Genomic DNA, 26,678 nt, shown 5'->3' with positions numbered 1-26,678 from the left:
TGAAATGCTTGAAGTAATATTAAACTTTATAATGTACTTTTTCACAATTATTTTTTATTGGAAAAGGTATAAATCAGTTGATAATGGTTTTATATTATTGTTTGTATACTCAGCGATTGCCTTAGTATGTGTCTTTAATTATATTTCCAATCCTAATGATTGGATAGGTCTAAGTATTTTTCCATTAATATATCTTTTTATTGTAAATATATTATTTTTTAGACCCTTTTTTTTTAAAAACAGTTTGCTTATTGAGAAAGTACAAATACAAAATAGTTCTATATATAATCTATTTATTTATGTCTATATAATTTCAGCTTTCGTTATACTTTATTACGGATATAATTCAGCAATTGATACGATATTTAGAGGCGAGTGGAGTCTTGTGCGCAATGATGTATATTCAGGTGATATGGTATTGTATCAAAATCAATTAGAAAGATTTGCAAAAATATTTTCTGGTTTTTTACAGCCAACGGCAATTCTGTTTTTTTTCTATTTGCTTACAGAAACAAAAGTGAAAAGTAATAAGGTTACTATTTTTTTATTATTATTTGCAATATTATTACCTAGTTTTATCACAATTATATCCGTGGCTTCTAGAGGATTAGTTGTTGTTCTTGTTATTCAATTTTTAGTGTCTTATTTTGTGTTTAAAAGAAAAATAACCAAAAAAACTAATAAAATCATTAGGATTTCTTCTTTGGCTTTTCTTGTGCTTTTTTTAGTTTATTCTATAAGTGTTACTAAAAGTAGATTTGGTGAAAATATTTCTGGTGGACTTTCTGATGATGCCGAAAGTTCATTGCTGTTTTATTTTGGACATTCGATGTTAACTTTTGCAGATGGATTGACAGATACGATAAGAGAGTTTCTTTGGGGAGATTATTTATTGGGGAATGAAGAAATTTTAAAAGTTGGGATTGATAACTTGTTGGGAACTCATTTTGAAACTAAGTTTTATACATTTGTTGGAAGTTTGTATTTAGATTTTGGTCCGTTTTTTACATTTATAATAGCCATCTTTTTTCCATTCTTAATATCTTTAGTATTTAAGTACAAAAAAAAAATAGATATGGCAGATTTAATGATTTATGTATATTATTTAACTTTTCTAATTAATGGGGTCTTTGTTGTTGGGATTGGTTATTATCTTGGCTGGGTAATAATTTTCATTATATACGGACTTTTTAAACTAATAAATATTTTAGAATAACATGGCAAGATTTATAGCATTTTATTTACCTCAATATCATCCAATTAAAGAAAATAATGAATGGTGGGGAGAAGGGTTTACAGAATGGGAAAATGTGGCAAAGGCAAGACCTCTTTTTAAAAACCATTACCAGCCAAATATCCCCGCTGACTTGGGATTTTATGACTTGAGACTTGAAGAAACAAGGATTGAGCAAGCAAAACTTGCTAAAGAACACGGAATTGAGGGTTTTTGCTATTGGCATTATTGGTTCGGAAATGGTAAAAGACTTTTAGAAAAACCTTTTGAGGAAGTATTGAAATCAAAGAAACCAGATTTCCCATTTTGTTTAGCTTGGGCTAATCATTCTTGGGAACGAAAGACTTGGGACTCCAAAGGAACATCTGAAGTTTTAATTGAACAAAAATATTTAGGCGAAGAGGATTATAAAATGCATTTTGAGTCTTTATTAACCGCCTTCAAAGATGAGAGATATTTGAAAGTTAATGGAAATATTATCTTTTTTATCTTCAATCCTCTTGGTTCCGAGGAAATAGTACAGTTTATGAACGTTTGGAGACGATTAGCTAAAGAAAATGGACTAAATGGTTTTCATTTTATAGCAAAAGATGCAGATTCAAGAAATTATAAAAAATTAATGGATTTAGGTTTTGATGCAACCTATAATGATGATGTTTTTAATATTCATCATCACAAATCAACTTACCAAAAAATTTACTATTGGTTTTTTAGAGAAATAATTAAACGTCCTACTGTCTTTCTTTATAAAGATGCTGTTGATTACATGGTTAGTGATACATGTAAAAATAATAATATAATTCCTGTCGTAGCACCAAATTGGGATCATTCTCCTAGATCCGCAGGTAAAGGTATTATTTTACATGATTCCAGACCTGAATATTTTAGAAAAGTTATACGTAGAGCATTAGATGTTGTTGTAAAAAAGCCGAAAGATGAGAAACTAATAATCGTAAAATCTTGGAATGAATGGGGAGAAGGTAATTACATGGAACCTGATAGAAGATATGGAAAAGAAAATTTAAAAGTGTTGAACGATGAGCTTAGGAAAAATAATTCTTCTAAATAAAAAAATAAAAATTTTTGTGATCGCTACTAATTAACATTGTATAAAATAAATAATAATTGTTTAAATTTTGAAAATATAGATGTGTTAGGCATTATTAAGAGTAAATATTATATTTATTCTGCACATAATTTTATATAAAAAAATTGAATAGATAATTGTTGGGTAGAAACTTAGTTGTATTATTAAGAAAGTCATCATTGTAAACAAGAATCTTATGAAAATACAATTGCTGCAGGAGTTACTGCTAAGGTCATAAGGAATCTATATTTGTGTAATTAAGAGTAAAATGAAAAAAGTTATTTATTTAACATATATCCCATCCCCTTACAGAGTTGATTTCTTTAATGAATTGTCTAAAAATATTGATTTAAAGGTCGTTTTTTATAATAAGAGTATGGATAACTCTCCTTGGAAAAAAGATGATAAAGTGAATAATTTTGACCACACTTTTTTATTTGAAAACTCTAAATTAAAAGGGATTTTTACACTTTTTAAGTTGCTAAGATCTCATAAAAATGATATTTTAGTTGTGGGAGGATATTCTTTATTGCCTGAAATTTTCACAATATTTTATTGCATTTTTTTTAGAAAAGAATTTATTCTTAATTCAGATGGGGGGTTTATTACTGAAGGATTTTTTAAAACTAATTTTAAGAAAATTTTAATTAGCTCTGCTAAGTATTGGTTGTCTAGTGGAATAAATACTTCTAAAACATTAATTTATTATGGTGCGATTTCGAATCACATTTCCGAATATTCTTTCTCATCTCTTCATGAAAATGAAGTTTTAGATAGTCCGCTAACTAAACAAGAAGTAAATCAATTAAGAAATCAGCTAGATTTAAAAAAAGATGTTAGATATTTAATATTTGTTGGACAATTGGTACATAGAAAAGGCGTTGATACTTTATTAAAATCCTTAGAGTTTTTAAATGATCCTAGTATTGAAGTTCTGATTATTGGAACGGGCACAGAGCTTGAAAGTTTAAAAATTATAATGCAGAATCCTAATATTCCAAATAAAGTAAATTTTTTAGGTAAACAATCTAAAGATGTAGTTTTAAAGTATTTAAAAATTGCTGATTTATTTGTTTTTCCTAGTAGAGAGGATATTTGGGGTTTAGTTTTAAATGAAGCAATAGGTAATGCTTTACCTATTATTACTACTTATAATGTAGGAAGTGCTTTTAGTTTAATTAATCAAGGAAAAAATGGTTTAATTGTAGAGGCTGAAGATTCTTATTTATTAGCACAAGCAATTAAAAATATTTTATCAGAAGATTTAGAAATAATGAAAAAAATATCTTTAAATATTGCAAGAAAATATACCATTGAAGAAATGGTTAGAGAGCATCTTGTTTTATTTAATATGGTAAATAATAAAGTTAAAAATTAAAAAATGCAGATACATGCAACTAATATTCATGGGCTTGGTGCATCACAAGTAGTAAAATCTTTCTTAGATGCAAGTTCTTCATTAGGTTTCTTAGATAACTCAAATATATATTTGCCAACTACAGGGTTACTTTCCAAATATTTACCAGAAAAAGGTCATGTTATTAGGTATAACAGGTTTTTACCTAATAGCATTTCTAGATTAATAGAGTGTTTTTTTTCTAATTTCTTATTTTATAATGAGAAAACGATAGTTCTAGGTGATATACCTTTGAGAGGAATTAAAAATCAAGTGGTTCTGGTTCATCAGCCTAATTTAGTATATCCAAAAATTAATTCTAATTCAAGTAAAAGTTTAGGTTTCCGTATAAATCGCTTTTTATTTTCTATAAATAACAAATTTGCAAGTACTATAATTGTTCAAACAGGTGCAATGGCTAATGATTTGATGAAATCTTATCCTGCTATTAAAGATAAATTAATTATTTCTCCGCAACCAGTTCCTAATTGGTTGGTAGAAAATGCAAATAAATTTAAGAGGAATATTGGTAAAGATAAAATAATCTTGTTCTATCCCGCAGCTTATTATCCTCATAAAAAACATGAATTTATTATTTCATTAAATTCTTATATCGAATCTAACTCAATTGATTTTTCGAATATTGAAATATGGTTAACACTTGAGGAAGAACACTTCAAACAATTTGAATCAATTTCTTTTTTAAAGAATTTAGGAAAACTTTCTTCGGATGAAATGAATTTATATTACAAAAAAGTTGATGCACTTTTGTTTATGTCATCTATGGAAAGTTATGGTTTACCCTTAGTAGAAGCAATATTTTTAGAATTACCAATTATTACAGTAAAATATGATTATTCACAATGGATATGTGAAGACACTGCTTATTATTTTGAACCTTATTCACCCACTTCTTTCGTTTCGGCTTTAGATAAGTTTATTTGTGATTATACTGTAGGTTCACTTCCTAGCTATAAAGATGTTGTGAAAAAATTTCCTAAATCATGGGATATTATCGCTGAAACTTTTTTTAGTCACTAAAATAATAAATATTAAAATCACTATTACAATAGTTGTTTTTTTAATGATGCAACTAAGGAATTAAAAATATTGTCTTTTTATGAAAAATATATTAATAATCTCAGCAGTATTTCCTCCTGAACCTGTAGTTTCGGCAAGCTTGTCATATGATATTGCAAACAATTTAGCAGATTATAATAATGTTACAGTAATATCTCCATTTCCTACAAGACCTAAAGATTTTAATTTTTCTGAAAGCAATACTAGTAATGAAAAATTTAAACATATTGTTGCTAATTCTTTTACTTGTCCGGATTCGGATATTATTGGTAGGATGAAAGAAAGTTATTCTTTTGGCCAATTTTGTGCAGGGTATGTTACAAATAATTATAAAAAAATTGATGTTATTTATCAAAATTCATGGCCGATTTTTAGCCAATATTTGATCTATAAAGCTGCAAAAAAATATAAACTACCTTTATTAACACATGTAATGGATATTTATCCAGAATCACTTGTTGAAAAGTTGCCTTTTGCAAAATCATTTTTGGTTAAAATGTTAATGCCAATAGATAGAAAAGTACTAAGTTATAGTGATAAAATTATCTGTATATCTGAAAATATGAAAATACACCTTGCTAAAACCAGGCAAATTATCAAAGATAAATTAGTCATAATTAATAACTGGCAGGACGAGGAACAATTTATTAATTTCAGAAATCAGGTTTCTGATGTTGTTAGAACAAAATTACCATTTACATTTATGTATTTGGGAAATAATGGACCTGTTGCAGGTGTAGAATTTCTTATTCAATCTTTCGTGAAAGCTGGTATTGAAAATTCAAAACTAATAATAGCAGGTTCTGGTTCAAGAACAGATGCTTGTAAAGAGTTGGTCAAGCAATTGAATGCGCAAAATATTGATTTTATACCCGTTCCTTCGGGGAAAGTTCCAGAAATTCAATATTTAGCCGATATTATGTTACTTCCAGTGAAAAAAAATGCGGCATATAGTTCTATACCTTCAAAATTACCAGCTTACATGCTTTCTGAAAAACCAATAATAGGAAGTTTAGACTTAGATAGTGATACGGCAAATGCTATTTTAGAGGCAGATGCAGGCTGGGTGGTAGAACCAGAAAATTCTGAGCAACTTATTAATGTCATGCAAAAAGTATCTCAATATGATATTAATATATTAAAAAGTAAAGGAAGAAATGCACTAAATTACTCTTTAAAACATTTTTCTAAAAAAGAGAATTTAAAAAAAATAACTCAACTAATTGTAAACTCTGAAGAAAATGAAAATTAGATCAGCAGAAATATCAGATTTAGATGCTATTGTTGATATACATTACAGAAGGTTTTCAAGTTTTTTTCTAACGACATTAGGAAAATCTTTTCTTAAAGCATTTTATCAGGCCTTTCTTATCAAACCAGGAATATTATTGGTATTGCTCGATAATAATGAAATTAAAGGTTTTGCAGCTGGAAGTAGAGATAACAGAAATTTTTTTAAAAAATTACTCCAAAATAATCCTTTAGGATTTGCTTTATCTGGAGTTAATATCTTTTTTACTAATCCTAAAGCATTAAAAAGAATTTTCACCAATACAAAAACATCACAAAGAGTAAGTATTGCTTGTGCAGAGTTATTAAGTATTGCAACATTACCAAATAAACAGGGATATGGGAAAGCCTTACTTGACTATTTTGAAAAAGATATTATTCTTCACAATAAGGAAAAATTACCTATATCACTTACAACAGATTATGAGAATAATGAAAAGGCTGTTAAATTTTATAAAGATTGCGGATATGAAGTCTTTGAAGTTTTTGAAAGTTATCAAAAAAGAAAAATGTATAGATTTATCAAAAATATTTAATTATGAAAATACCATTTTCTCCCCCCTATATTGATGAGGATATTATTAATGAGGTCGTAGATTCACTTCGCTCTGGATGGATTACAACAGGGCCGAAAGTAAAAGCTCTTGAAGAAGAAATTAAAAATTTTAGTAATGCAAAAGAGGTACTTTGTGTAAACTCATGGACTTCTGGTGCTATAATGATGCTTCGTTGGTTAGGTTTGCAAGAAGGTGATGAAGTAATTGTTCCTGCTTATACTTATAGTGCGACGGCATTGGCCGTATATCATGCAGGAGGAGTTCCTGTAATGGTTGATACTACTGAAGATTTTAATATTTCTGTTGAGGGCATTCGTAATGCTATTACATCAAAAACCAAAGCAATTCTTCCGGTAGATATCGCAGGATTTCCTTGTGACTATGATGAAATCATGAATTTAGTAAATGAGCCTGATATTAAAAAATTGTTTAATCCTACATCATCAATACAGCAAAAATTAGGACGTATTTTGGTCTTGAATGATGCAGCTCATTCATTAGGAGCAACTTATACCGATGGAATAAAAACGGGAAGTGAAACAGATGTAGCTGTTTTTTCATTACACGCTGTTAAAAATGTTACAACTGCTGAAGGTGGTGCAATTTGCCTAAATCTTCCGGAGCCATTTGATAATGCATCACTATACACTGAGCTGAGACAAATGAGCTTAAATTGTCAGACAAAGGATGCTTTTTCTAAAAGTAAAGCTGGAGGTTGGCGTTATGATATTACAGGATTTGGAATGAAAATCAATATGGCAGATATTAATGCTGCAATAGGCTTAGCTCAAATGCGTATTTATCCTGAGTTATTAAAAGAACGTAAAAGAATATTCAATACTTATAATGAGGCATTTAGTAAAGAATCATGGGCTAATATACCTCCAGCAATAGTTAAAGGTAAAGAAAGTTCTTATCATTTGTATGCATTACGTATAAAAAATATTTCTGAAGAGCAAAGGGATCAAGTTATTGACGAAATTGCAAAAGCAGGTGTTGCTGTTAATGTACATTTCATACCCATGCCTATGTTAACTTTTTTCAAAGATAAGGGCTTCAAAATCGAAGATTACCCACAAGCATACCAAAATTTTAAATGTGAGATTTCTCTTCCAATTTATCCTCAGTTAACAGAAGACCAATTGATATATATTATCAGATCTGTAAAACATGCATATAACGTAATTGTAGGATAAAATGTAATGAAAAGACTTTTTGATATCATATCTAGTAGCACAGGACTTATTATTTTAAGCCCTATATTTTTATTTTTGGCAATTTGGATTAAATTTGACTCCCAAGGTCCTGTTTTTTACAGGCAGGTACGAGTTGGAAAAAAAGGAAAAGATTTTAGAATTTTCAAATTTCGCTCCATGCATCAAGGTTCTGATAAAAAAGGACTAATAACGATTGGAGGAAAAGACCCTAGAGTTACGAAATCAGGATATTTCATACGAAAGTATAAATTGGACGAATTTCCTCAATTAATAAATGTTTTAGTAGGGGACATGAGTATCGTTGGTCCAAGACCTGAAGTTCGAAAATATGTAAACCTATATACGAAAGAACAATTAAAAGTGTTATCCGTAAAACCAGGTATTACAGATACAGCTTCAATAAAATATAGAAATGAAAATGAAATGTTAGAGAATGCAGAAAATCCTAATAAAATGTATATGGAAGTGATTATGCCAGATAAATTAAAATATAATTTAGAATATATAAACAATCAGTCTTTTTTATACGATTTAAAATTAATCTTTTTAACTATAAAAGAGATTATAGTTAAATAGGATTGACCATAGTCTATTGAACTTATGTGGCAAAAAGTTGTAATTTCACGATATGTCAAATAAAATCTGGCTTTCGCCGCCGCATCTTTCAGGTACAGAAATCGAATTTGTTCAGGATGCCTTTGATAAGAATTGGGTAACGTCATTGGGTGAAAATATAAATGAATTTGAAAAAGGTCTGCAGGAATTTCTCAAAGATGATGAGGTTAAGGTATGCGTTTTAAATTCTGCTACCTCTGCCATCCATTTAGCATTGATCTTATTAGGCGTTTCATTAAATGATGAAGTAATGACTTCTACATTTTCCTTTGTAGCCTCCGCCAATCCCATCGCCTATTGCGGGGCCACCCCGGTTTTCATAGACTCCGAAAAGGAAACCTGGAATATGTGTCCCGTTGCTTTGAAAGAAGCAATTGAAGACCGAGTTTCAAACGGGAAGAAACCGAAAGCCATCATCGTCGTTCATTTGTACGGAATGCCAGCACAAATGGAGGAAATCCTGGAAATTGCCAATGCGTATGATATTCCGGTGATCGAAGATGCAGCTGAAGCTTTAGGCTCGAAATATAAAGGAAAAGCCTGCGGAACGTTCGGGCGCTTCGGGATTTTATCGTTCAACGGAAATAAGATCATCACCACTTCCGGAGGGGGAGCATTGGTCTGCCACACACAGGAAGATAAGGATAAAGCAGTTTTCCTTTCCACCCAGGCAAGGGATCAGGCGCCCCATTACCAGCATTCGCACATCGGCTATAACTACCGGATGAGCAATATTGTAGCGGGAATCGGCCGCGGACAGATGGAGGTTCTGAACGACAGGGTGAAAGCCCGCAGAAAAATACACGACTTCTATGTTGAGATTTTCAGAGATATTGAAGGCGTTGAGGTTTTTTCCGAGCCATCGGAAGATTATTTTTCCAATCACTGGCTGTCGGCCATTATCATTAATCCTGAGATTACCGGAAAAACCCGGGAGGATCTGAGATTGGCTTTCCTGGAAGACAACATCGAATCCAGGCCATTATGGAAACCGATGCACTTACAGCCGGTCTTTGCCGATGCACCATATTATGGTACCCATGTAGCGGAAGATTTGTTTGATAACGGCCTGTGCCTGCCTTCCGGCTCCAATCTTTCTGATGAAGACCGATCGAGAATACAATCTGTTATCAGAAATGTTTTTTCATAAATGCACCGGCATTAATCAAATTCAAATATCATTACAACAGCTTGTTTTCCATGGAGTAAGCTGTTTTTTATTCCGGATCTTTTATATAATTGTTCAATCTTTGAATGCACAGTCCACATCTTTCGCTATCTTTACCGGGCAAATTTTTGAAATGAAAAAATATCCCTGGTGGAAAGCCATGATGGATTACGGCATCGTTTTGCCGGCAACCATTGTGCTGCTCCCTATCCTTTTAATTCTTTTTCTGGTCGCGTCTTCAGATACGGGATTTCCCGGCATTTTCCGGCAGGAACGAATCGGGAGACATGGTAAGGTTTTTATCATCTATAAATTCAGAACGTACCATACGGTAACCCATACGAAATCCCCGGTAGGGAATTGGATGCGGAAATATAAGCTTGACGAACTGCCCCAACTGTTCAATATCCTGAAAGGGGAGATGTCATTGGTCGGGCCCCGGCCGGATATCCCGGGATATTACGATTGCCTGAAAGGGAATGACCGGCTGGTCCTTGAGCTGAAACCGGGATTGACGAGCGAAGCCGGAATTAAATACAGGGATGAAGAAGAACTGCTGAGCCGGCAGGCCGATGCCTTAAAATATAATGATGAAGTCCTTTTTCCTGAAAAGGTAAAGATGAATCTCAGGTACTACCACCGGCTTTCGTTCAGGAATGACCTCAGGATCCTGCTCAGAACCTTATCCGTTCTACGCTGATACCGGCAAAAGAAACAGCAAAACCAGTGAATATTCTCTTTTAACATAAATAAAAAGTTTTTTAACAGCCCGTTATAATATTTAAATAAGTATTCCAGTTTATAAATTATAAATATATTTGCAGGGTTTAATAGAAAATAAAAAATTTCAATAGCATCCAAAAAATGGATAACAAAAAAATCAAAGAAATCAGTCTCAAAGAACTGCTGAGCCCTTATCTTAATAAATGGAAATATTTTGTTGTAATGATCATCATTATGGCGCTGTTAGGCATTTATTACATCAAATCAAGCCCGCAGATTTACAAGGCCCAGACTTCCGTACTCATCAAAGATGCAAAAAAGATGTCTGCCGCCTCCGGAGATGTAAATGTCCTTCAGAATTTCGGGAATTTTAACGGGATGGGTACCAACAGCATTGAAAATGAAATCGGTGTTTTTAAATCAAAAACCATTGTAGAAGATGTACTGAAGGAGCATAACTTTCAAACGCCTGTTTATGCCAAGCAGACTTTCAACAGCATAGAACTTTATGGGACGACTTCGCCTTTCCTGATTAATGTCATCCAGGAGAAAAATGATACAGAACTTCCGAAAAAACCGGTATCCGTAAAAATTAACGGAGATAAGATCATCCTTTCTTCCGAAGAATGGGATAAAGAGATCCAGACTACTTACAAGAAGACGACCAGTCTGCCTTTTGCAGTAATTATGTTTGTTAAAAACCCGGCCTATCAGGCTCTTTCAAAAGTGAAATTAGATGATATTTATTTCACTTATACTGATTTTGCGAGTACGGTAAATCAATACCAGGAAGCTTTACTTGTAGATTTACTGGATAAAGAGGGTACGATCATCAATCTTTCGGTAGATTTTGAAAATAGGGAAAAAGCGAAAAATTTTCTTAACAGCTTGGTTAAGCAATATAACGAGTATGCGATCAATGATAAAAACCTGGAATCGAAGAAAACAAAAGATTTTATAGATCAGAGAATTGTATTGATTTCTAAGGAGTTGGGTGATGTGGAAACACAGAAAGAAGGATTTAAATCCGGAAATAATATTGTAGACTTACAGGCGGAAGCCGGAATTAATCTTCAGTTGAAAGAACAGACCAAAAATCAGCTTTTAGAATTAGGAACCCAGCTCGAGATTCATAGAATGCTGAAAAATTCGCTTTCCCAGAAAGGAACTTCGGATGTGTTGCCATTAAATATAGGACTTGAAAATGAAGCTGCCCTGAATGCCATTAAAGAATACAATACCTTGGTTATTCAGAGAAATAAATATCTTGACGAAGCCACTCCGGATAATCCGATTGTAAAAGAAGCTAACAAGCAGATCCAGCAGATCAAAACATCCCTTACGGAGTCTCTGCAGAGAAATATTACAAATTTAGAATTTGCAAGAAGAAAAGCTGCCTCCCAGCTTGGCGGCTCAGAATCCATGATCAGCAAAATACCTACGCAGGAAAAGCTCTTCAGAAGCATAGAAAGACAACAGCAGATCAAAGAAAACCTATATCTGTTGTTATTGCAGAAAAGGGAAGAAGCAGCCATAAGTATGGAAATTACGTCGGAAAAAGCAAGAGTTATCGACCGTGCCTTCGTCCTCAAAAAACCGGTAGCTCCTAAAAAACCGGTAATTCTTGGTATTGCATTATTTTTAGGTATTCTCATCCCGTTTTTATTTATTTATTTAAAACAGCTTTTACAAAGTACTTTGGTTACCAGAGGCGATGTGATAAGGCTTACACAGCTACCGGTGATTGCAGAAATCCCTAAACTTAAAAATAAGCAAAATAATCTCATCTCTTTCAATGACGTATCTCCAATGGCGGAAGCTTTCAGGATTCTGGTGACCAACCTGAAGTTTTTATTACCCAAAAAAGATGCTCCTCATGTAATTATGGTATCGTCATCCGTAAAGGGGGAAGGTAAGACGTTTATATCCACCAATTTATCGATGATCTTAGGGTCTTCGCGCGATAAGGTTTTGGTAATTGGGGCCGACGTGAGAAACCCGCAGCTACAAAGATATAATCCGCTGATGAAGTCTGCCAAAGGCCTTACGGAATATCTAAGTGATGAAGAAACCAGCATTCAGGAGATCATTCACCCTAGCGGTTATAATGATGATTGTGATTTCATCTACTCAGGATCCATACCGCCGAATCCTACCGATCTCTTACAGAGCAACAGGTTTGATAAGCTGTTATCACTTGTTAAAGACCTCAACAAATATAAATATATTGTGCTTGATACGGCTCCCCTTTTACTAGTAACCGACTCTTTCCTGATTGCAAACAAGAGCGATGTAATTATTTATGTGACGAGATCTGAAGTGACGGAAATGAAATACATTGAGTTCCTGAACCATTCTGTGGAAGACGGTAAACTGAAAAATGTCGGCATTATCCTGAATGGAGTTGAAGACGCTAATTTCGGATATGGAAATAAGTTTGGCTACGGCTATCAGGCAGAAGAAAAGAAGTGGTGGCAAATTTTTAAGTAAGTCTTTGTCTGAGTCATGAAATCTAAGGAAGGAAAGCTGGTAAGCATAAAGTTAAACTTTATATTAAATGCTTTAAGGGTATTTTCGACAGCTTTAATCACACTGGCTACCATACCTTACCTGAACAGGATATTGGGGGTAGAAAATATTGGTAAGATAGAGTATATATATACTGTTATTACCTATTTTGTGCTATTCTCTTCCATTGGAATACCGATGTATGGTATCAGAGAGGTGTCTAAAAAAAGGCATGATTCTAAAAAGCTTTATGCTTTGGTACTGGAATTATTGATTATCCTTTTAATAACGACAGTTATATCATATATTTTAATTTTTGGGATTGTACTTCAGATCGGCTACTTTCATTCTTATAAGAATTTAATTTATATCATGTCTTTTATGGTTATTTTAAATAATATTGGTGCTGAATGGTATTTTCAGGGAATGGAAAATCAGAAATTCATTACCATCAGACATGTATTTATCAGAGTAACGATTTTAGCACTTATTTTCATAGTAATCAAAAACAGTTCAGATTATGAAAAATATGCCGTTTTATTTGTAATTATGCTTTACGGAGCAAATATTATCAATTTTATTACAATCTTAAGAAAAATTGTCAGTTATGATATCAAATATAAGGATCTTGATATCAAAAGGCACTTACGTCCTGTTTTTGCAATTTTTATAGCCACGGTCTCTGTAAATATCTATCTTCAGTTGGATACCTTTTTATTGGGCAGCATTGCCGGGGATCGCTATGTAGCCTATTATACCCTTGCAAATAAACTGATCAGATATGTAATTACTTTTATAACCATTATCGGTTCCGTAATGCTTCCAAGATTATCCTATTTATATCTTAACGATAGAATTCAGTACAATAGGCTTTTAAAAAAGGCATTTGATATAATGATGCTTCTGGCGATCCCCAGTACGATTTATTTTTTTTTGTTTTCTAAACAGATTATATTATTTATGGGAGGGACAGATTTTATCGTTGCGGATCTTACCATTAAAATATTATCGCCGTTGTGTATTATTGTTAGTTTCGCTTACTTTTTTGGTTTCTTGATTTTATATCCTCAGGGTAAAGAGAAGATTTATACAGTAGCTACAATTATCTCTGCTTTGGTCAGTATTGTTTTAAACTTCTATGCCATTAATAATTTTCAGCATAATGGTGCAGCTGTAGTTGCTTTGATTGCAGAAGCTATTGCTATTTTTATTATGCTTTATTTTATAAAAAAGGATTATAATCTACGAACTTTTTTTGATGATAATTTTTTTAAGATTATATTAGTGAACACAACGGTGGCCGTAACAGTATTTATCCTGAAAAATTTTGTGCTCATTGATGATGACGATTTTGTCTGGACCTATATGTCTTTAATCTTTATTGCCTTATATTTTGTTTTGCTCTTGGGAATGCGGGAAAAAAATATGATTGAAACGTTAATAAGGCTCGTTCCTAAATGGCAATATGGAAAAAATAAATCATAACAGTTGGTGAATATGGATGTTTCAATAATTATAGTAAATTACAATACACTGGATCTCACTGCAAATTCAATAAATTCAATATTTAAATTTGCACCTGAGCATCTTGATTTTGAAGTGATTGTAGTAGACAATGGCTCTATAGACGGAAGTAAAGAATATTTTGCAAACGACGTTAGGATTACTTATATTTATTCAGAGGAAAATCTGGGCTTTGGAAGAGCTAATAATATCGGAATTGAAAAATCCGATGCAAAATATGTCTTTCTTTTAAATTCAGATGCTTATCTGATCGAAGATGTCATCAGCCGATTCTACGATTTTATGGAAGATCCGGAAAATGGAAATGTAGCCTGTTGCGGAGCAAATGTGATTAACGGAAATGGTGATAATGCGGTAATCGGCGGAAATTTGCCAACCGTTAAAGAATCTATTGCGAGAATTGGTTTTGCAGTGTTTTTTCTTCCCTATTACAAACGTTATCTGGCTAGCGGAATCAAGCATTTTAAAGAAAGAGGGAATCTTTACGAAATTGGTTGTGTGACCGGAGCCAACATGTTTTTACGGAAATCTGTATTAAATGAAACCGGCGCTTTTGATAAAGATTTTTTTCTCTATTATGAAGAAACGGAAATGAGTTTTCGGTTTAAGAAACACGGCTATAAAAGTTTTATTTTAGCGGATTCAAAAGTTGTCCATTTAGAAGGGAGTTCATCTAAAAAGCCAGGTATTAATAAAGTCGTGGAAAGATATTATTCTCAGGGGAGATATTTATATTTTGAGAAAAGCCACGGAAAAAATTCAGCGCGATTGGTAACTTTTATCTTTGGAGTACAGTCTTTGCTGTTTGGGATCTTGAAATTTAATAAAATCCATTTTACGAGAGCTAAAATTATTTTTGCTACTTTGAGGTAGCTTTATAAGACTATGAATTTAATTATCAATAATTTAACATTACGAAGACGTGATACGATATTTATATTTTCATTAGGGATAGTGTTGTGTATCTTGATGGCTTTCTGTAAAGAATCTATTTTCCCCAAAAAATATTTTTTCGACTCTTATGGTATTCAAAATCTGATAGAAAATCCACATAAGAGCGTCGGGGATACTTCGGTAACCAATACGGCAACATTTTACCGGATATTAAAAGTTGACAGGTATGTTTTAACCCCTGCTTTGGCACTGGTTTTATATTTTACTGCTATTTACGTTATTTTTAGAAAGTATGCTGTTGAATCCATTTCCTTTTTTAAGTTTTTACTGATCGTCATCTACAGTGCGATGGCGATGGTTTATATATCAACATTCAGTAAGGATTTTGTCGTATTTTCAATGGTTGTTCTTCCCTTTATTTTTTTTGAAAAAAAGCGGTTGTGGATCTGGACGTTATTCGTGCTGTTCTATGCATTTTTTTTCAGGAACTATTGGTTTATTACCATTTCCTTATTTTGGGGAATTAAGCTTTTCATCGTTAAGAAACCTAAATTACTGTTGATTGCGATACCAGTTTATTACATTCTCATTTCGTTTGTTTACTTTTATATTTTTGGAACACCGCTTTCTTTAATCCGTTATTATGCTAATATGGACAGGGATGCAGATTCAGCGCAAACGGCAATTTCAATTTTTATCAAGGGCGACAATTTTTTAATGGAAGCAGCAAACTATTTTATTACATTAATATTTCTCATCATACCCATCCCCTTATTACTTTTAGCTAAGCCTTTCTATATTGTCTTAACATTCCTGATCAGTGTATTTTTTTTTAACTTTATTAAGCTTTATGTAAAGGAATTTTCAAATAAAGATTATACCAATATTTTTTCTTTTGTTATTTCATTCATGCTCGTTCAAAGTCTTTTTGAACCTGATTATGGGAGCTTCGTTAAGCATCTGGCACCACTTTATCCGCTTATTTTTGTCTGTATTGCCAAGAATACAAAGGCTGTTGAAAACTAAAGGGCAATCAAAATGAAAAATAAAAAAATTTTTATGGGGAAAATCTTTGTTTTCATCTGTGCTTTAATAAACTGTCAGGATATAAAAGTAAACGATAAACTGAAAGAAAAAAACTGCTTTCCGATGATATGGAACCAGAGAGTGAGCAAAAGGTCGTGGATTTATTTGAATCAGGGGGAAACAAAAATTTACAGGAAAAATTCCGATATTTCTGACGGTGATTATTTGAAAATGCCAAAAAACAATTGGGATGCAATTTACACGGATGCTCAAACGAATCAAAAATTTAGCACGGTCAATAAAACCAATGCGTCATTTAAATTAGTCACCCTGGGTTATAAAGCAGAAGACCAAAAAAAAACGGTGGGATTTGATTTTATGGTGCTTAATAAAGATAAAAAAAATAAACCGTATGTTTTCCGTATCATCAATAATTCTCAAAAAGAAAACCCTGAAACTTCAGGGGCATTGCGAGAAGTAGGTTTTGTTTTTGATAACTGGCCGCAATACTGGCCGGGTGAAAAAAAATGGACCGGTGGACAGCATTCTTTTTCTGACAATTATGAGGTAGATAAATTAAATAATCTTATTGTAAAATTTCAGTTTAAACTGGTTTATTTTAATGCTCCTCTGAATAAAAAATTAATTCAAAAAAAATGGTTGGGTAGTTATGCGACCTGTGATTTGAGGTTTAATGAATATGATGAAAACGGAAATGTTTTAAACCGGTATTTGATAGGCGTTGTTTTTTCAAATCCTTTTAATGCAGATTACAATGATAATAAGGATGATGCTATCTTTTACGGGTTAGGTAGGGCACCATCCGGTGAACAGCAGGTCCTTCTTCTTCATGGAAGTAAGAGCGGAATAAAAGAGATCAATACAATAAGTACTAAAAATGTCTTTGAAACTGTAGATTTAGATTTTAAACCATTAATTAATAGGTATTTATATCTTAAAAAAGCAAATGTTAAAAATAGATATATTATTACCGGATTAGATATCTACAGTGCCACCCGAGCAGCAGATTTTACATTTGAAATCCAGGATATACAGGTTACCGGCTGTAAATAATTTTAATAAAACCCAAGACTGTTAAAGTAAGAAATGAAAATTCTCCATATCATCAATTCACTAGAAACTGCCGGTGCCGAAAAGCTTATACTTGATAGCATTCCGCTTTACAGAGAACTAGGTATTGAAGCAGACGTTTTATTACTTTGGGATCATGATTGTCCTTTTACTCTTGCATTGAAAAAGCTTAATTGTTGTAAAATTCATATTATAAGCAAATCTCCAAATAAAAAAAACGTGTATAATCCTTTAGCAGTCTTTAGAATCAGAAAGATTATTAAACAATATGATATTGCCCATGTTCATGTTTTTCCCTCACAATATTTTGCCGTCTTCGCAAATATTTTAAATAAAAGCAAAACAAAACTGGTACTTACTGAACACAATACTTTGAATGGTAGAATGAAGGTCAAGGTCTTAAAGCCCATTGAAAGATTTATTTACAGTAAGTATGAGAAAATAATATGCATAACGGATGAAGTGAAAAATATTTATTTAGACTACCTGGAAGAATTTTCCAGAAAGTTTATTACCATTAACAATGGGGTCGATATTAATCAGATAAATAAAAATAAAGCTTACAGAAAATCAGATTTTGGTTATCACGAAGAAGACCAATTATTAATTATGGTTGCCCGGTTTAATATTCAGAAAGATCAGGATACGGTAATAAAATCTTTAGTGGGTTTACCTGTAGATTATAAATTACTTTTGGTAGGAGATGGTGAACGACGAATGGAATTGGAAAAACTTGTTATTGCATTGAATTTATCGGAAAGGGTGAATTTCTTAGGGATTCGATCAGATGTTTATTCTTTATACAAAATGTGCGATTTTGCGGTCTTGTCTTCTCATTGGGAAGGTTTTGGCTTAGTTGCTGTAGAAGCAATGGCTTGTGGAATTCCAATTATTGCAAGCAAGGTTGACGGATTGGCACAGATTGTTAAAAATGCGGGTATTTTATTTGAAAAGGGTAACACAACAGAATTAAGTCAGATTATTTTATCGTTTAAAAATAATGAAGAAAAATATCAAATGGTAGTACAACGATGTCTACAAAGGTCAAAGCATTACGATATTACTACAATGGTTAATCTGCATGTTGAGGTATACAAATCTTTATTGTTAAATTAAGATAATATCTACTTAATAAAATTCTTAAGTTTTACGATGTATTCATTCAAATTGAAAATTATTTAAGACACATGAAAACCAAAGTTGTTCATATTACACAGGGGTTTGGCGGACTTTTTACCTATATAAAACAGATCGTAAAAAAAATAGATTACGAACAGTTCGAACTGGAAATTATTGCACCGGAAAATCAGGAGTGCAGAATTTTCTGCGAAGAACATTCGATACCTTATACCGTTATTAGTCTGGAGCGGGGATTCAATCCTTTTAAAGACTTCATAGGCTTATTGAAATTGTATAACTTTCTGAAGAAAACAAAACCGGATTTAATCCATGTTCATAGTGCCAAAGCAGGATTTTTAGGAAGAATAGCAGGGAAACTCGCCGGGATCAAATCCATCTATACCCCGCACGGAATTTCTTATCTTGGCTTTACCGGAGTCAAAAGAACAGTTTTCTTTTCTCTTGAAGTTTTCGCGAAGAAATATACCGCTTATGTTTTGGCCTGTTCGGAATCTGAAAAAATAAGATGCCGGTATGAAGTTGGAATTCCCGAAGAAAAAATTAAGGTAATTCCCAATTCTATTGAAGTGAACACGACTTTGCCACAGATGATAGATTCTTCTGCAAAGCTTCATATTGGTACGGTAGCGAGGCTTACATACGCCAAGAATCCCGTCCTGTTTGTTGAAATTGCAAACCGGATTAAACAAATCTATCCGTATGCAGAATTCTCCGTTTTAGGTGCCGGCTTTACGGATGATTTAAAACCGGAATTTTTAGCTGCCATCTCAAAATATAATCTTGAGGAGTCTTTTGCTATTCACGAATGGGGTTCATTTCAGTCTGTAGAGCAGTATTTGAAGACGCTGGATATCTTTTTAATGCCGTCTATTTTCGAAGGTCTTCCTTTTGCTTTACTGGAGGCTGTCAATGAGAATGTACTTTGTATAACGAGTAAATGTGACGGCTGTTGTGTCGTTATTAACAATAATGAAAATGGTTTTTCCTGTATGGAACTGGATGATTATGTAGCAGCCATAAAGAAAGCCGTACACTCTCCGCAACTCAGTTATGACCTGAGATTACAGGCAAAAAAAGACTTGCAGGAGAAATATAATGCTGATCACTTTATCATCAATTTACAGAACTATTATTTATCAGTAAAAAATTAAAAGGAAGACTGTACAAATGCCTAGGATAAGAAATTCATTTCATTATATTTGTGCCAAATTAATACAGTAATTGATTCATGAAAGTAAAATCTACTCCGCTTAAGGACTGCTACATTATCGAACCCACTGTTTTTGAAGACGACAGAGGGTATTTTTACGAAAAGTTCAACGAACAGAAGTTTGAGGAACTTACCGGGATGAACGGTCATTTTGTCCAGGATAATATTTCAAAATCAGGCTATGGCGTTCTGAGAGGGCTTCATTTACAGAAAGGGGAGCATGCCCAGGCTAAACTGGTTTCCTGTCTGGAAGGCAAAGTTCTCGATGTGGCGGTAGATTTGCGTGAGGACTCTCAGACATTTGGAAAATGGTTCTCTCTGGAGCTTACCGGCGAAAATAAATTGCAGCTTTACGTTCCAAGAGGTTTCGGTCATGGTTTTTCGGTACTTAGCAAGACTGCGGTATTTTCCTATAAATGTGATAATTTTTATGATAAAGCTTCCGAAGGCGGCGTATTGTGGAATGATATGGACTTGAACATCGATTGGCAGTTGCCTGAAGCAGATATTATTTTATCAGAAAAAGATAAAATTTTGCCATCATTTTCTTTGAAAAATTTTTAATATATTAGGATTTAATAAAAGATGATTTAATGATTGTTTAATCTGTAATTGCTGAAGAGTAGTCTTCAAAGCTGTGAATTGTGTTTTATGTTAATTTATTTTTTTAAACACTTGCCAAGGATTTTTTTGATCATTGATTATATTACGATCAATTGCCTTTTTATTTTCGGGAAATTATATTTTTTTGAATTTGATCATAGGGATTTTGCTCAGGAATTTAGAACACAATTGGCTATTATCAATATTTCCTGGTTTGTTATTACACTTATTATAAAACCATATAAAAGCCTAAAAGTTAAGGAGTCATCGCTTCATTTTAATGCTTTAAGTAAAGCCTTTGTTCTGTTTGTCCTGGCTTCAGCTATCTTTCCGAGCCTCATATTCTCTCTTAAAATTAACTACAGAAATGTTTTCATATATTTTCTGCTGCTGGGGTTTTTTATCACCTTTACAAGATTCCTGCTTTTCCTGTACCGGAAAAAAAACAGGGTAAAGCTTGGAAGAAAGTTTTATTCATTCGATACCGTTCTTATCGGAGAAAATAAACTTTCTACTTCATTGATATCGAACAGCCACCTTAGAAGATCGATCGGAATAAGAGGAACTTATACCCCATTGAGTAAAGAAACTAAAAATAAATATCTGGGTGGTATTGATCAGCTGTTCTATGATTTGGAAAATACCAAAATAAACAATATTATATTCTGTGACGATAATATTGAGGTGGATATTTATAAAAAAATAGTAGATATTGCAGAACACAAGATGATCCGTATTTACATGGTTCCGGATTTTAAATATGTCAATTTGGGACCTAACTATTTCGATGTTATCAACGATATTCCTTTTATTAAGCTTATAAGGGAACCGCTTTCGAACCCTAAAAAGCAGATTCTTAAAAGATCATTTGATATCGCTTTTTCCCTCTTTGCCATTATATTTTTATTATCCTGGCTGATCCCTTTGGTTGCTTTAATTGTAAAAATTGAAAGCAATGAATTTGTCTTTTTTATACAGAAAAGATCAGGACTGAATAATGTGCCTTTTAATTGCTTGAAATTCAGGAGTATGAAGAGTAACAGGAATGCCGATCTTCAGATTGCAAAGAAAAATGACGTAAGGATAACAAAATTCGGTGCTTTCATGCGAAAGACCAGTATCGATGAGTTGCCACAGTTCATCAATGTTTTTTTAGGGGATATGTCGGTGGTTGGCCCAAGGCCACACATGTTGTCCCAGACGGAAATGTATTCTAAAATCACAAAAAAATACATGACGCGGCATATCGTAAAACCGGGCATCACCGGCTGGGCACAGGTTATGGGCTCAAGAGGGGAAATATTTTCAGTGAAAGATATGGAAAAGCGTATAGAAAAGGATATCTGGTATATTCAGAACTGGTCTTTCTTTCTGGATATGAAAATTATTTTTCTGACCCTGTATAATATTGTAAAAGGCGATGATCAGGCTTACTGATCCTTTTGTTATTTATAATAGCTCTAAATAGAGAACCGGATCTTTCGGTTCTTTTTTTATGCGTAAATTTGCAGCCACAAAAATTACTGATTACTAATTACTTATTATTCAATATACAATGCGCACAAAATCTGTAGGTAAGAAGAAGATAAATGTCGTAACGCTGGGATGCTCCAAAAACGTTTACGATTCCGAAGTTCTAATGAGCCAGCTGAAAGCCAACGGTAAAGAAGTGGTTCATGAAGACAAGGGGGATATTGTGGTGATCAATACCTGCGGATTTATCGATAATGCAAAAGAGGAATCCATCAATACGATTCTTGATTATGTAGAAGCTAAAAACAGGGGAGAGGTGGAGAAAGTTTTCGTTACCGGTTGCCTGTCCGAAAGGTACAAACCGGACCTGATCCGTGAAATTCCGGATGTGGACCAGTACTTCGGCACCAGGGATCTGCCGATTCTGCTGAAGCACCTGGGAGCCGACTACAAGCATGAGCTGGTTGGGGAAAGACTGACGACGACGCCGAAACATTATGCCTACCTCAAAATATCCGAAGGCTGCGACAGGCCCTGCTCATTCTGCGCTATTCCTCTGATGAGAGGCGGACACGTTTCGACTCCGATTGAAAAACTGGTAACCGAAGCACAGAAGCTGGCCAAAAAAGGAACGAAGGAACTGATCCTGATTGCCCAGGACCTGACCTATTACGGCCTTGATATTTACAAAAGACGCGCACTGGGAGATTTATTAAAAGAACTGGTAAAGGTGGAAGGAATTGAATGGATCCGTCTTCATTATGCTTTCCCAAGCGGATTCCCTGAAGATGTACTTGATATTATCAGAGAAGAACCGAAAGTCTGCAACTATATCGATATTCCGCTGCAGCACATCAATTCAGACCTGCTGAAGTCAATGAAAAGGGGAACCACCCACGAGAAAACGGATGCCCTTCTGGCGAAATTCAGGGAGAAAGTTCCGGACATGGCCATCAGAACCACGCTGATCGTAGGCTATCCCGGCGAAACGGAAGAGATCTTTCAGGAACTGAAAGATTGGGTGAGAACCCAGAAATTCGACAGACTAGGCTGCTTCACCTATTCCCACGAAGAAAATACCGGCGCTTACGTCCTGGAAGATAATATCCCACAGGAGGTAAAAGAAGCCAGGGTAGAAGAGATCATGGAAATCCAGTCCCAGGTTTCATGGGAAAAAAACCAGGAAAAGATCGGACAAGTCTACAAATGTATCTTCGACAGAAAAGAAGGAAATTATTTCATCGGAAGAACGGAATACGATTCACCCGATGTAGACAATACCGTCTTGGTTTCTGCAGAAAATACCTACATCTCCATCGGTGAATTCGCCAATGTGAAAATTACCTCCGCTGAAGAATTCGATTTATATGGTGAGCTGGTTTGAGATTGAATCGGATGAAATCTGAAAATCAGTATTGTTAAGGATAAAAATGACCGGTGAAATTTTTCACCGGTTTTTATTTTGCTTCTCAGAAGGTGGACAATACCGCTGTAACAACTGCTATAACGTGTTTTAAGGTAAATCTGGAAACCCTTGTAAGCAGTGTGAAAATATTTAACATATTGATTATCAAATCTAATTAAGTGTTAAATTTATGTTAATTTCAGTGATTTAGTTAATTTTATTAACTTTTAAATACTTTTTTTAACACTTTTTAACAATAGGGTTTAAAGTAGCTGATAACAGGGAGTTACATTTTAAATTAAGAAATTTTTTGGTTTTTGTTAACATCTGTTAACAAATAAAATAGGCCGGTTAAAAGAATCCTTATAGATTTGCCCCTGTCAAAACCAATAAAAGTTTCAACATGATGAAAAGATTCATTCTCGTAATCATAATGATGATTTCAACCTTTGGTATTTATTCTTTCAAAATAAATGCCACAGATGCGAAAAAAACAAGTTATGCATCGTACTACCACGATAAATTTAACGGTAGAAAAACAGCCAGCGGCGAAGTCTTTGATAATGCAAAGTTCACTGCGGCAAACAGAACGCTTCCTTTCGGAACAAGTATTAAGGTCACCAACCTGAACAATGGTAAAGAGGTAATAGTGAAAGTAAATGACAGAGGGCCTTACCATTCTACAAGAGCTTTGGACATGTCTAAAGCAGCGTTCGATGAAATCGGGGATACCGGTAACGGTACCATTCCGGTGGAATATGAAATTGTCGATTAAAATTTATGATTTAAATTAAAAGAGGCGGACTCAATTTGAGTCCGCCTCTTTTGTTTCTCTTAAAGGCTCAGTTCCACCAGTGCCGGGCAATGGTCCGAATGCACGGCTTCCTTCAGAATAACCGCTCTGGTAAGCTTGTCTTTCAGGCTGTAGGAGGTGAAATTGTAATCCAGCCGCCAGCCTTTGTTTTTAGCCCTCGCATTCTGCCGGTAGCTCCACCAGGTGTAATGGTCCGGCTCACCGTTGAAAAAGCGGAAACTGTCGATCAGTTCGCATTCGTTGATGAAATCGGTCATCCATTCTCTTTCCATCGGTAGAAACCCGGAAACGTTTTTGAGGCGTACCGGATCGTGGATGTCGATCGCTTCGTGACAGATGTTGAAATCCCCGGAAATGATGAGGTTGGGGATTTTCTTTTTCAGATTTTTAATATACTCCAGAAAGTCCCGGCAAAATTCCATCTTGAATTCCAGCCTTTCGATATTTGAGGCGGAAGGCACATATACCGAAATGGCGGAAAAGCCGTCGAAGTCCGCACGGATGATTCTCCCTTCGCTGTCGTAGCTTTCGATACCACAGCCGTACTCTACATGGTTAGGCTTGATTTTCGAGGCGATTCCGACGCCGCTGTAGCCTTTTCTCTGGGCCGAATGCCAGTAGCTGTGATAGCCAAGCTTTTCCAGGCTCTCGATATCGATCTGGTCATTCCCTGCCTTGCTCTCCTGGATGCAGATGATATCAGGATCGGCGGTTTTCAGCCAGCCGAGGAAATCCTTGGTAAAAGCCGCCCGGATTCCGTTGACGTTGTAAGTGATTAATTTCATGCCTTAAAAATATTAATAAAAAAGGAGCGGAAAAAATCTTTGATTTTTTCCGCTCCTCCTATCATTTAAAATGAATAGTCTATTTAGGTTCCAGAACAGTGAACGGAATGATACATTCTTCCAGTGAAATTCCCCCGTGCTGATAGGTTTCTTTATAATAATTGACAAAATGATTATAATTCTTCGGATACGCCAGGAAGATATTATTTTTCGCAAAAATATATTTCGAGCTTAAATTTCCTTTAGGTAAAAACAGTTTCTCAGGATTGGTAATCGCCCATACATCACTGTCGTCATACGTTAAGCTTTTTCCGGTCTTGTAACGGATGTTGGTGGAAGTTTCCCGGTCACCGACTACCTTGCTCGGTTTTTTTACATAAACGGTCCCATGATCAGTAGTAATCACGAGCTTAAAGCCACTTTCTGCTGCTAATTTAATAATTTTAAGCAATGATGAATTCTCAAACCAGTTCAGCGTTAAAGACCGGAACGTCTTATCATCACGGATCAGCTGGTCCACAATATGGTTGTCCGTCTTCGCGTGGGAGAGGATATCGATGAAGTTGTATACGATAACCAAAAGGTCATTGTTTTTGTGCTGATTGAAATCATCATAAATCTTCCGCTCAAAATCGGCATTCAGGACTTTCAGGTACTTCATCGATCGGGAACCGAGCCCGATTCTCTTCATCTGGTCTTCCAGGAAGTCGCGTTCATATTCGTTTTTATTTCCTTCTTCGTTATCATTAAACCATTTTTCCGGAAAGCGCTTTTCGATTTCAGACGGCATCAGGCCTGCAAAGAAGGAGTTTCTTGCATATTGCGTCGCGGTCGGAAGAATGCTGTAATAATAATCTTCTGAAACTTTATTGTAATATTTCGTGAACAAAGGCTCTACCACTTTCCACTGGTCATAACGCAGGTTATCGACCATAAGGAGTAAAACCTTGTCTTTTTCAACCTCCGGCTTTACTTTCTCTTTGAAAAGCGTATGGCTCATCATCGGTTTGTCCGAACCCTGCAGCCAGTCTTCGTAATTATTCTCGATGAATTTGGCAAACTGGATGTTGGCTTCTTCTTTCTGGGACTGAAGAAGGTCTGCAAACTCATTGTCCGTTACTTTGTCGAACTTAAGCTCCCAGTTGACAATTTTTTTATAATATTCCGCCCATTCCTGGTGGGTTCTCAGGTAAGACAGTTCCATAGAAAGGTTTCTGAATTCCTGCTGGTACTGAAGAATTGTCTTCTGTTCCACCAGATTGTCTTCCTGAAGGTTTTTCTTTAAGGATAGTAAAATCTGGTTCGGGTTTACAGGTTTTAAAATATAATCGGCAATCTGCGAACCGATGGCTTCTTCCATGATATGCTCCTCTTCGCTTTTGGTCACCATCACGATTTTCAGCGAATTGTCTTTCTCTTTGATCATGGGGATGGCTTCCAGTCCGGAAATCCCCGGCATGTTCTCATCGATCAGGACCAAGGCAAATTTTTCCGAGTCCATAAGTTCAAGGGCTTCATTTACGTTGTTTAAAGGCGTTACCTGGTACCCTTTTTTTTCGAGAAAAACGATGTGAGGTTTAAGTAAATCTATTTCATCATCTATCCATAATATCTTTTCCGACATAATTAATTTTTTACACGGTTATTGTATCAAATTGCTGACCATTTAATGGTAAAATCTGCCAAAATGCGCAGACGTAAAGTTAAATATAAGTTAATGAAATAACCGCATATTTCCGGCATTTTTAAGGTATTTTAATTAAAAAAGAATTTTATTTAAAACAGCAGTCAGCCTTCTTTACTGAAAGCAGCTTGGTGGCTGAGGGATTCAACGGAT

The 26,678-nt window shown here is 34.3% G+C and carries 23 protein-coding genes; 21 read left to right on the top strand and 2 right to left on the bottom strand.

Annotation, left to right across the window (positions count from 1 at the left end):
- Positions 1-4 precede the first annotated feature (4 nt).
- The 21 genes from CHA01nite_RS09575 to CHA01nite_RS09475 all read left to right on the top strand — a co-directional run bounded on the left by CHA01nite_RS09575 (position 5) and on the right by CHA01nite_RS09475 (position 24,017).
- Positions 5-1,216, top strand: a complete 1,212-nt coding sequence (locus tag CHA01nite_RS09575; RefSeq protein ID WP_146941095.1) for an O-antigen polymerase — start codon at positions 5-7, stop codon at positions 1,214-1,216.
- 1 nt (position 1,217) lies between these two features.
- The gene (locus CHA01nite_RS09570) at positions 1,218-2,303 is read left to right on the top strand and encodes a glycosyltransferase WbsX family protein (RefSeq protein ID WP_146941094.1); all 1,086 of its coding nucleotides are present in this window, start codon (positions 1,218-1,220) and stop codon (positions 2,301-2,303) included.
- A 286-nt stretch (positions 2,304-2,589) separates the two neighbouring features.
- On the top strand, positions 2,590-3,699 hold the full coding sequence (locus tag CHA01nite_RS09565) for a glycosyltransferase family 4 protein (RefSeq protein ID WP_146941093.1): 1,110 nt from the start codon (positions 2,590-2,592) through the stop codon (positions 3,697-3,699).
- A gap of 3 nt (positions 3,700-3,702) precedes the next feature.
- Positions 3,703-4,758 carry a glycosyltransferase gene (locus tag CHA01nite_RS09560; protein WP_146941092.1) on the top strand — a complete coding sequence of 352 codons (1,056 nt, stop codon included), beginning with the start codon at positions 3,703-3,705 and terminating at the stop codon, positions 4,756-4,758.
- Positions 4,759-4,837: 79 nt separating this feature from the next.
- The gene (locus CHA01nite_RS09555; protein ID WP_146941091.1) at positions 4,838-6,049 is read left to right on the top strand and encodes a glycosyltransferase family 4 protein; all 1,212 of its coding nucleotides are present in this window, start codon (positions 4,838-4,840) and stop codon (positions 6,047-6,049) included.
- A complete protein-coding gene (locus tag CHA01nite_RS09550) occupies positions 6,039-6,623 on the top strand; it encodes a GNAT family N-acetyltransferase (RefSeq protein ID WP_146941090.1) in 585 nt (194 codons plus the stop codon). Before CHA01nite_RS09555 ends, CHA01nite_RS09550 begins: the two co-directional genes overlap by 11 nt.
- Before the next feature lie 2 nt (positions 6,624-6,625).
- Positions 6,626-7,840: a DegT/DnrJ/EryC1/StrS family aminotransferase gene (locus CHA01nite_RS09545; protein ID WP_146941089.1), complete on the top strand. Its 1,215-nt coding sequence runs from the start codon at positions 6,626-6,628 to the stop codon at positions 7,838-7,840.
- A gap of 6 nt (positions 7,841-7,846) precedes the next feature.
- Entirely contained in the window at positions 7,847-8,437 is a 591-nt protein-coding gene (locus tag CHA01nite_RS09540; RefSeq protein WP_146941088.1) for a sugar transferase, read from the top strand.
- A 52-nt stretch (positions 8,438-8,489) separates the two neighbouring features.
- Positions 8,490-9,626 (top strand): aminotransferase class I/II-fold pyridoxal phosphate-dependent enzyme, encoded by a 1,137-nt coding sequence (locus tag CHA01nite_RS09535; RefSeq protein ID WP_146941087.1) that lies wholly within the window; start codon positions 8,490-8,492, stop codon positions 9,624-9,626.
- A gap of 151 nt (positions 9,627-9,777) precedes the next feature.
- Positions 9,778-10,344 carry a sugar transferase gene (locus CHA01nite_RS09530; protein WP_228458385.1) on the top strand — a complete coding sequence of 189 codons (567 nt, stop codon included), beginning with the start codon at positions 9,778-9,780 and terminating at the stop codon, positions 10,342-10,344.
- Between the two features lie 164 nt (positions 10,345-10,508).
- On the top strand, positions 10,509-12,857 hold the full coding sequence (locus tag CHA01nite_RS09525; RefSeq protein ID WP_146941086.1) for a GumC family protein: 2,349 nt from the start codon (positions 10,509-10,511) through the stop codon (positions 12,855-12,857).
- Positions 12,858-12,872: 15 nt separating this feature from the next.
- Positions 12,873-14,360 carry a flippase gene (locus CHA01nite_RS09520; RefSeq protein WP_146941085.1) on the top strand — a complete coding sequence of 496 codons (1,488 nt, stop codon included), beginning with the start codon at positions 12,873-12,875 and terminating at the stop codon, positions 14,358-14,360.
- 12 nt (positions 14,361-14,372) lie between these two features.
- Positions 14,373-15,272 carry a glycosyltransferase family 2 protein gene (locus tag CHA01nite_RS09515; RefSeq protein ID WP_146941084.1) on the top strand — a complete coding sequence of 300 codons (900 nt, stop codon included), beginning with the start codon at positions 14,373-14,375 and terminating at the stop codon, positions 15,270-15,272.
- A 12-nt stretch (positions 15,273-15,284) separates the two neighbouring features.
- Positions 15,285-16,319, top strand: a complete 1,035-nt coding sequence (locus tag CHA01nite_RS09510; RefSeq protein ID WP_146941083.1) for an LTA synthase family protein — start codon at positions 15,285-15,287, stop codon at positions 16,317-16,319.
- A 12-nt stretch (positions 16,320-16,331) separates the two neighbouring features.
- Positions 16,332-17,393: a hypothetical protein gene (locus CHA01nite_RS09505; RefSeq protein WP_146941082.1), complete on the top strand. Its 1,062-nt coding sequence runs from the start codon at positions 16,332-16,334 to the stop codon at positions 17,391-17,393.
- A 33-nt stretch (positions 17,394-17,426) separates the two neighbouring features.
- The gene (locus CHA01nite_RS09500) at positions 17,427-18,527 is read left to right on the top strand and encodes a glycosyltransferase (protein WP_146941081.1); all 1,101 of its coding nucleotides are present in this window, start codon (positions 17,427-17,429) and stop codon (positions 18,525-18,527) included.
- A gap of 71 nt (positions 18,528-18,598) precedes the next feature.
- On the top strand, positions 18,599-19,702 hold the full coding sequence (locus tag CHA01nite_RS09495; protein WP_146941080.1) for a glycosyltransferase: 1,104 nt from the start codon (positions 18,599-18,601) through the stop codon (positions 19,700-19,702).
- A 77-nt stretch (positions 19,703-19,779) separates the two neighbouring features.
- Positions 19,780-20,325: a dTDP-4-dehydrorhamnose 3,5-epimerase gene (rfbC, locus tag CHA01nite_RS09490; RefSeq protein WP_146941079.1), complete on the top strand. Its 546-nt coding sequence runs from the start codon at positions 19,780-19,782 to the stop codon at positions 20,323-20,325.
- 87 nt (positions 20,326-20,412) lie between these two features.
- Entirely contained in the window at positions 20,413-21,801 is a 1,389-nt protein-coding gene (locus CHA01nite_RS09485; RefSeq protein WP_146941078.1) for an exopolysaccharide biosynthesis polyprenyl glycosylphosphotransferase, read from the top strand.
- 118 nt (positions 21,802-21,919) lie between these two features.
- Positions 21,920-23,221, top strand: coding sequence for a 30S ribosomal protein S12 methylthiotransferase RimO (rimO, locus tag CHA01nite_RS09480; protein ID WP_146941077.1), 1,302 nt, complete (start codon positions 21,920-21,922; stop codon positions 23,219-23,221).
- Between the two features lie 424 nt (positions 23,222-23,645).
- Positions 23,646-24,017: a septal ring lytic transglycosylase RlpA family protein gene (locus tag CHA01nite_RS09475; protein WP_146941076.1), complete on the top strand. Its 372-nt coding sequence runs from the start codon at positions 23,646-23,648 to the stop codon at positions 24,015-24,017.
- 59 nt (positions 24,018-24,076) lie between these two features.
- Here the strand turns inward: CHA01nite_RS09475 and CHA01nite_RS09470 are convergent, their stop codons facing one another.
- On the bottom strand, positions 24,077-24,841 hold the full coding sequence (locus CHA01nite_RS09470; RefSeq protein ID WP_146941075.1) for an exodeoxyribonuclease III: 765 nt from the start codon (positions 24,839-24,841) through the stop codon (positions 24,077-24,079).
- Between the two features lie 79 nt (positions 24,842-24,920).
- Complete coding sequence (gene porX, locus CHA01nite_RS09465; RefSeq protein WP_146941074.1) at positions 24,921-26,465, bottom strand: T9SS response regulator signal transducer PorX; 1,545 nt, start codon at positions 26,463-26,465, stop codon at positions 24,921-24,923.
- Positions 26,466-26,678: the final 213 nt, after the last annotated feature.

It is taken from the genome of Chryseobacterium hagamense (assembly GCF_007991455.1).
GTDB classification, from domain to species: Bacteria; Bacteroidota; Bacteroidia; order Flavobacteriales; family Weeksellaceae; genus Chryseobacterium; species Chryseobacterium hagamense.
Note: the sequence above shows the minus strand (reverse complement) of the source record. Positions and strands in the feature narration are given on the sequence as shown.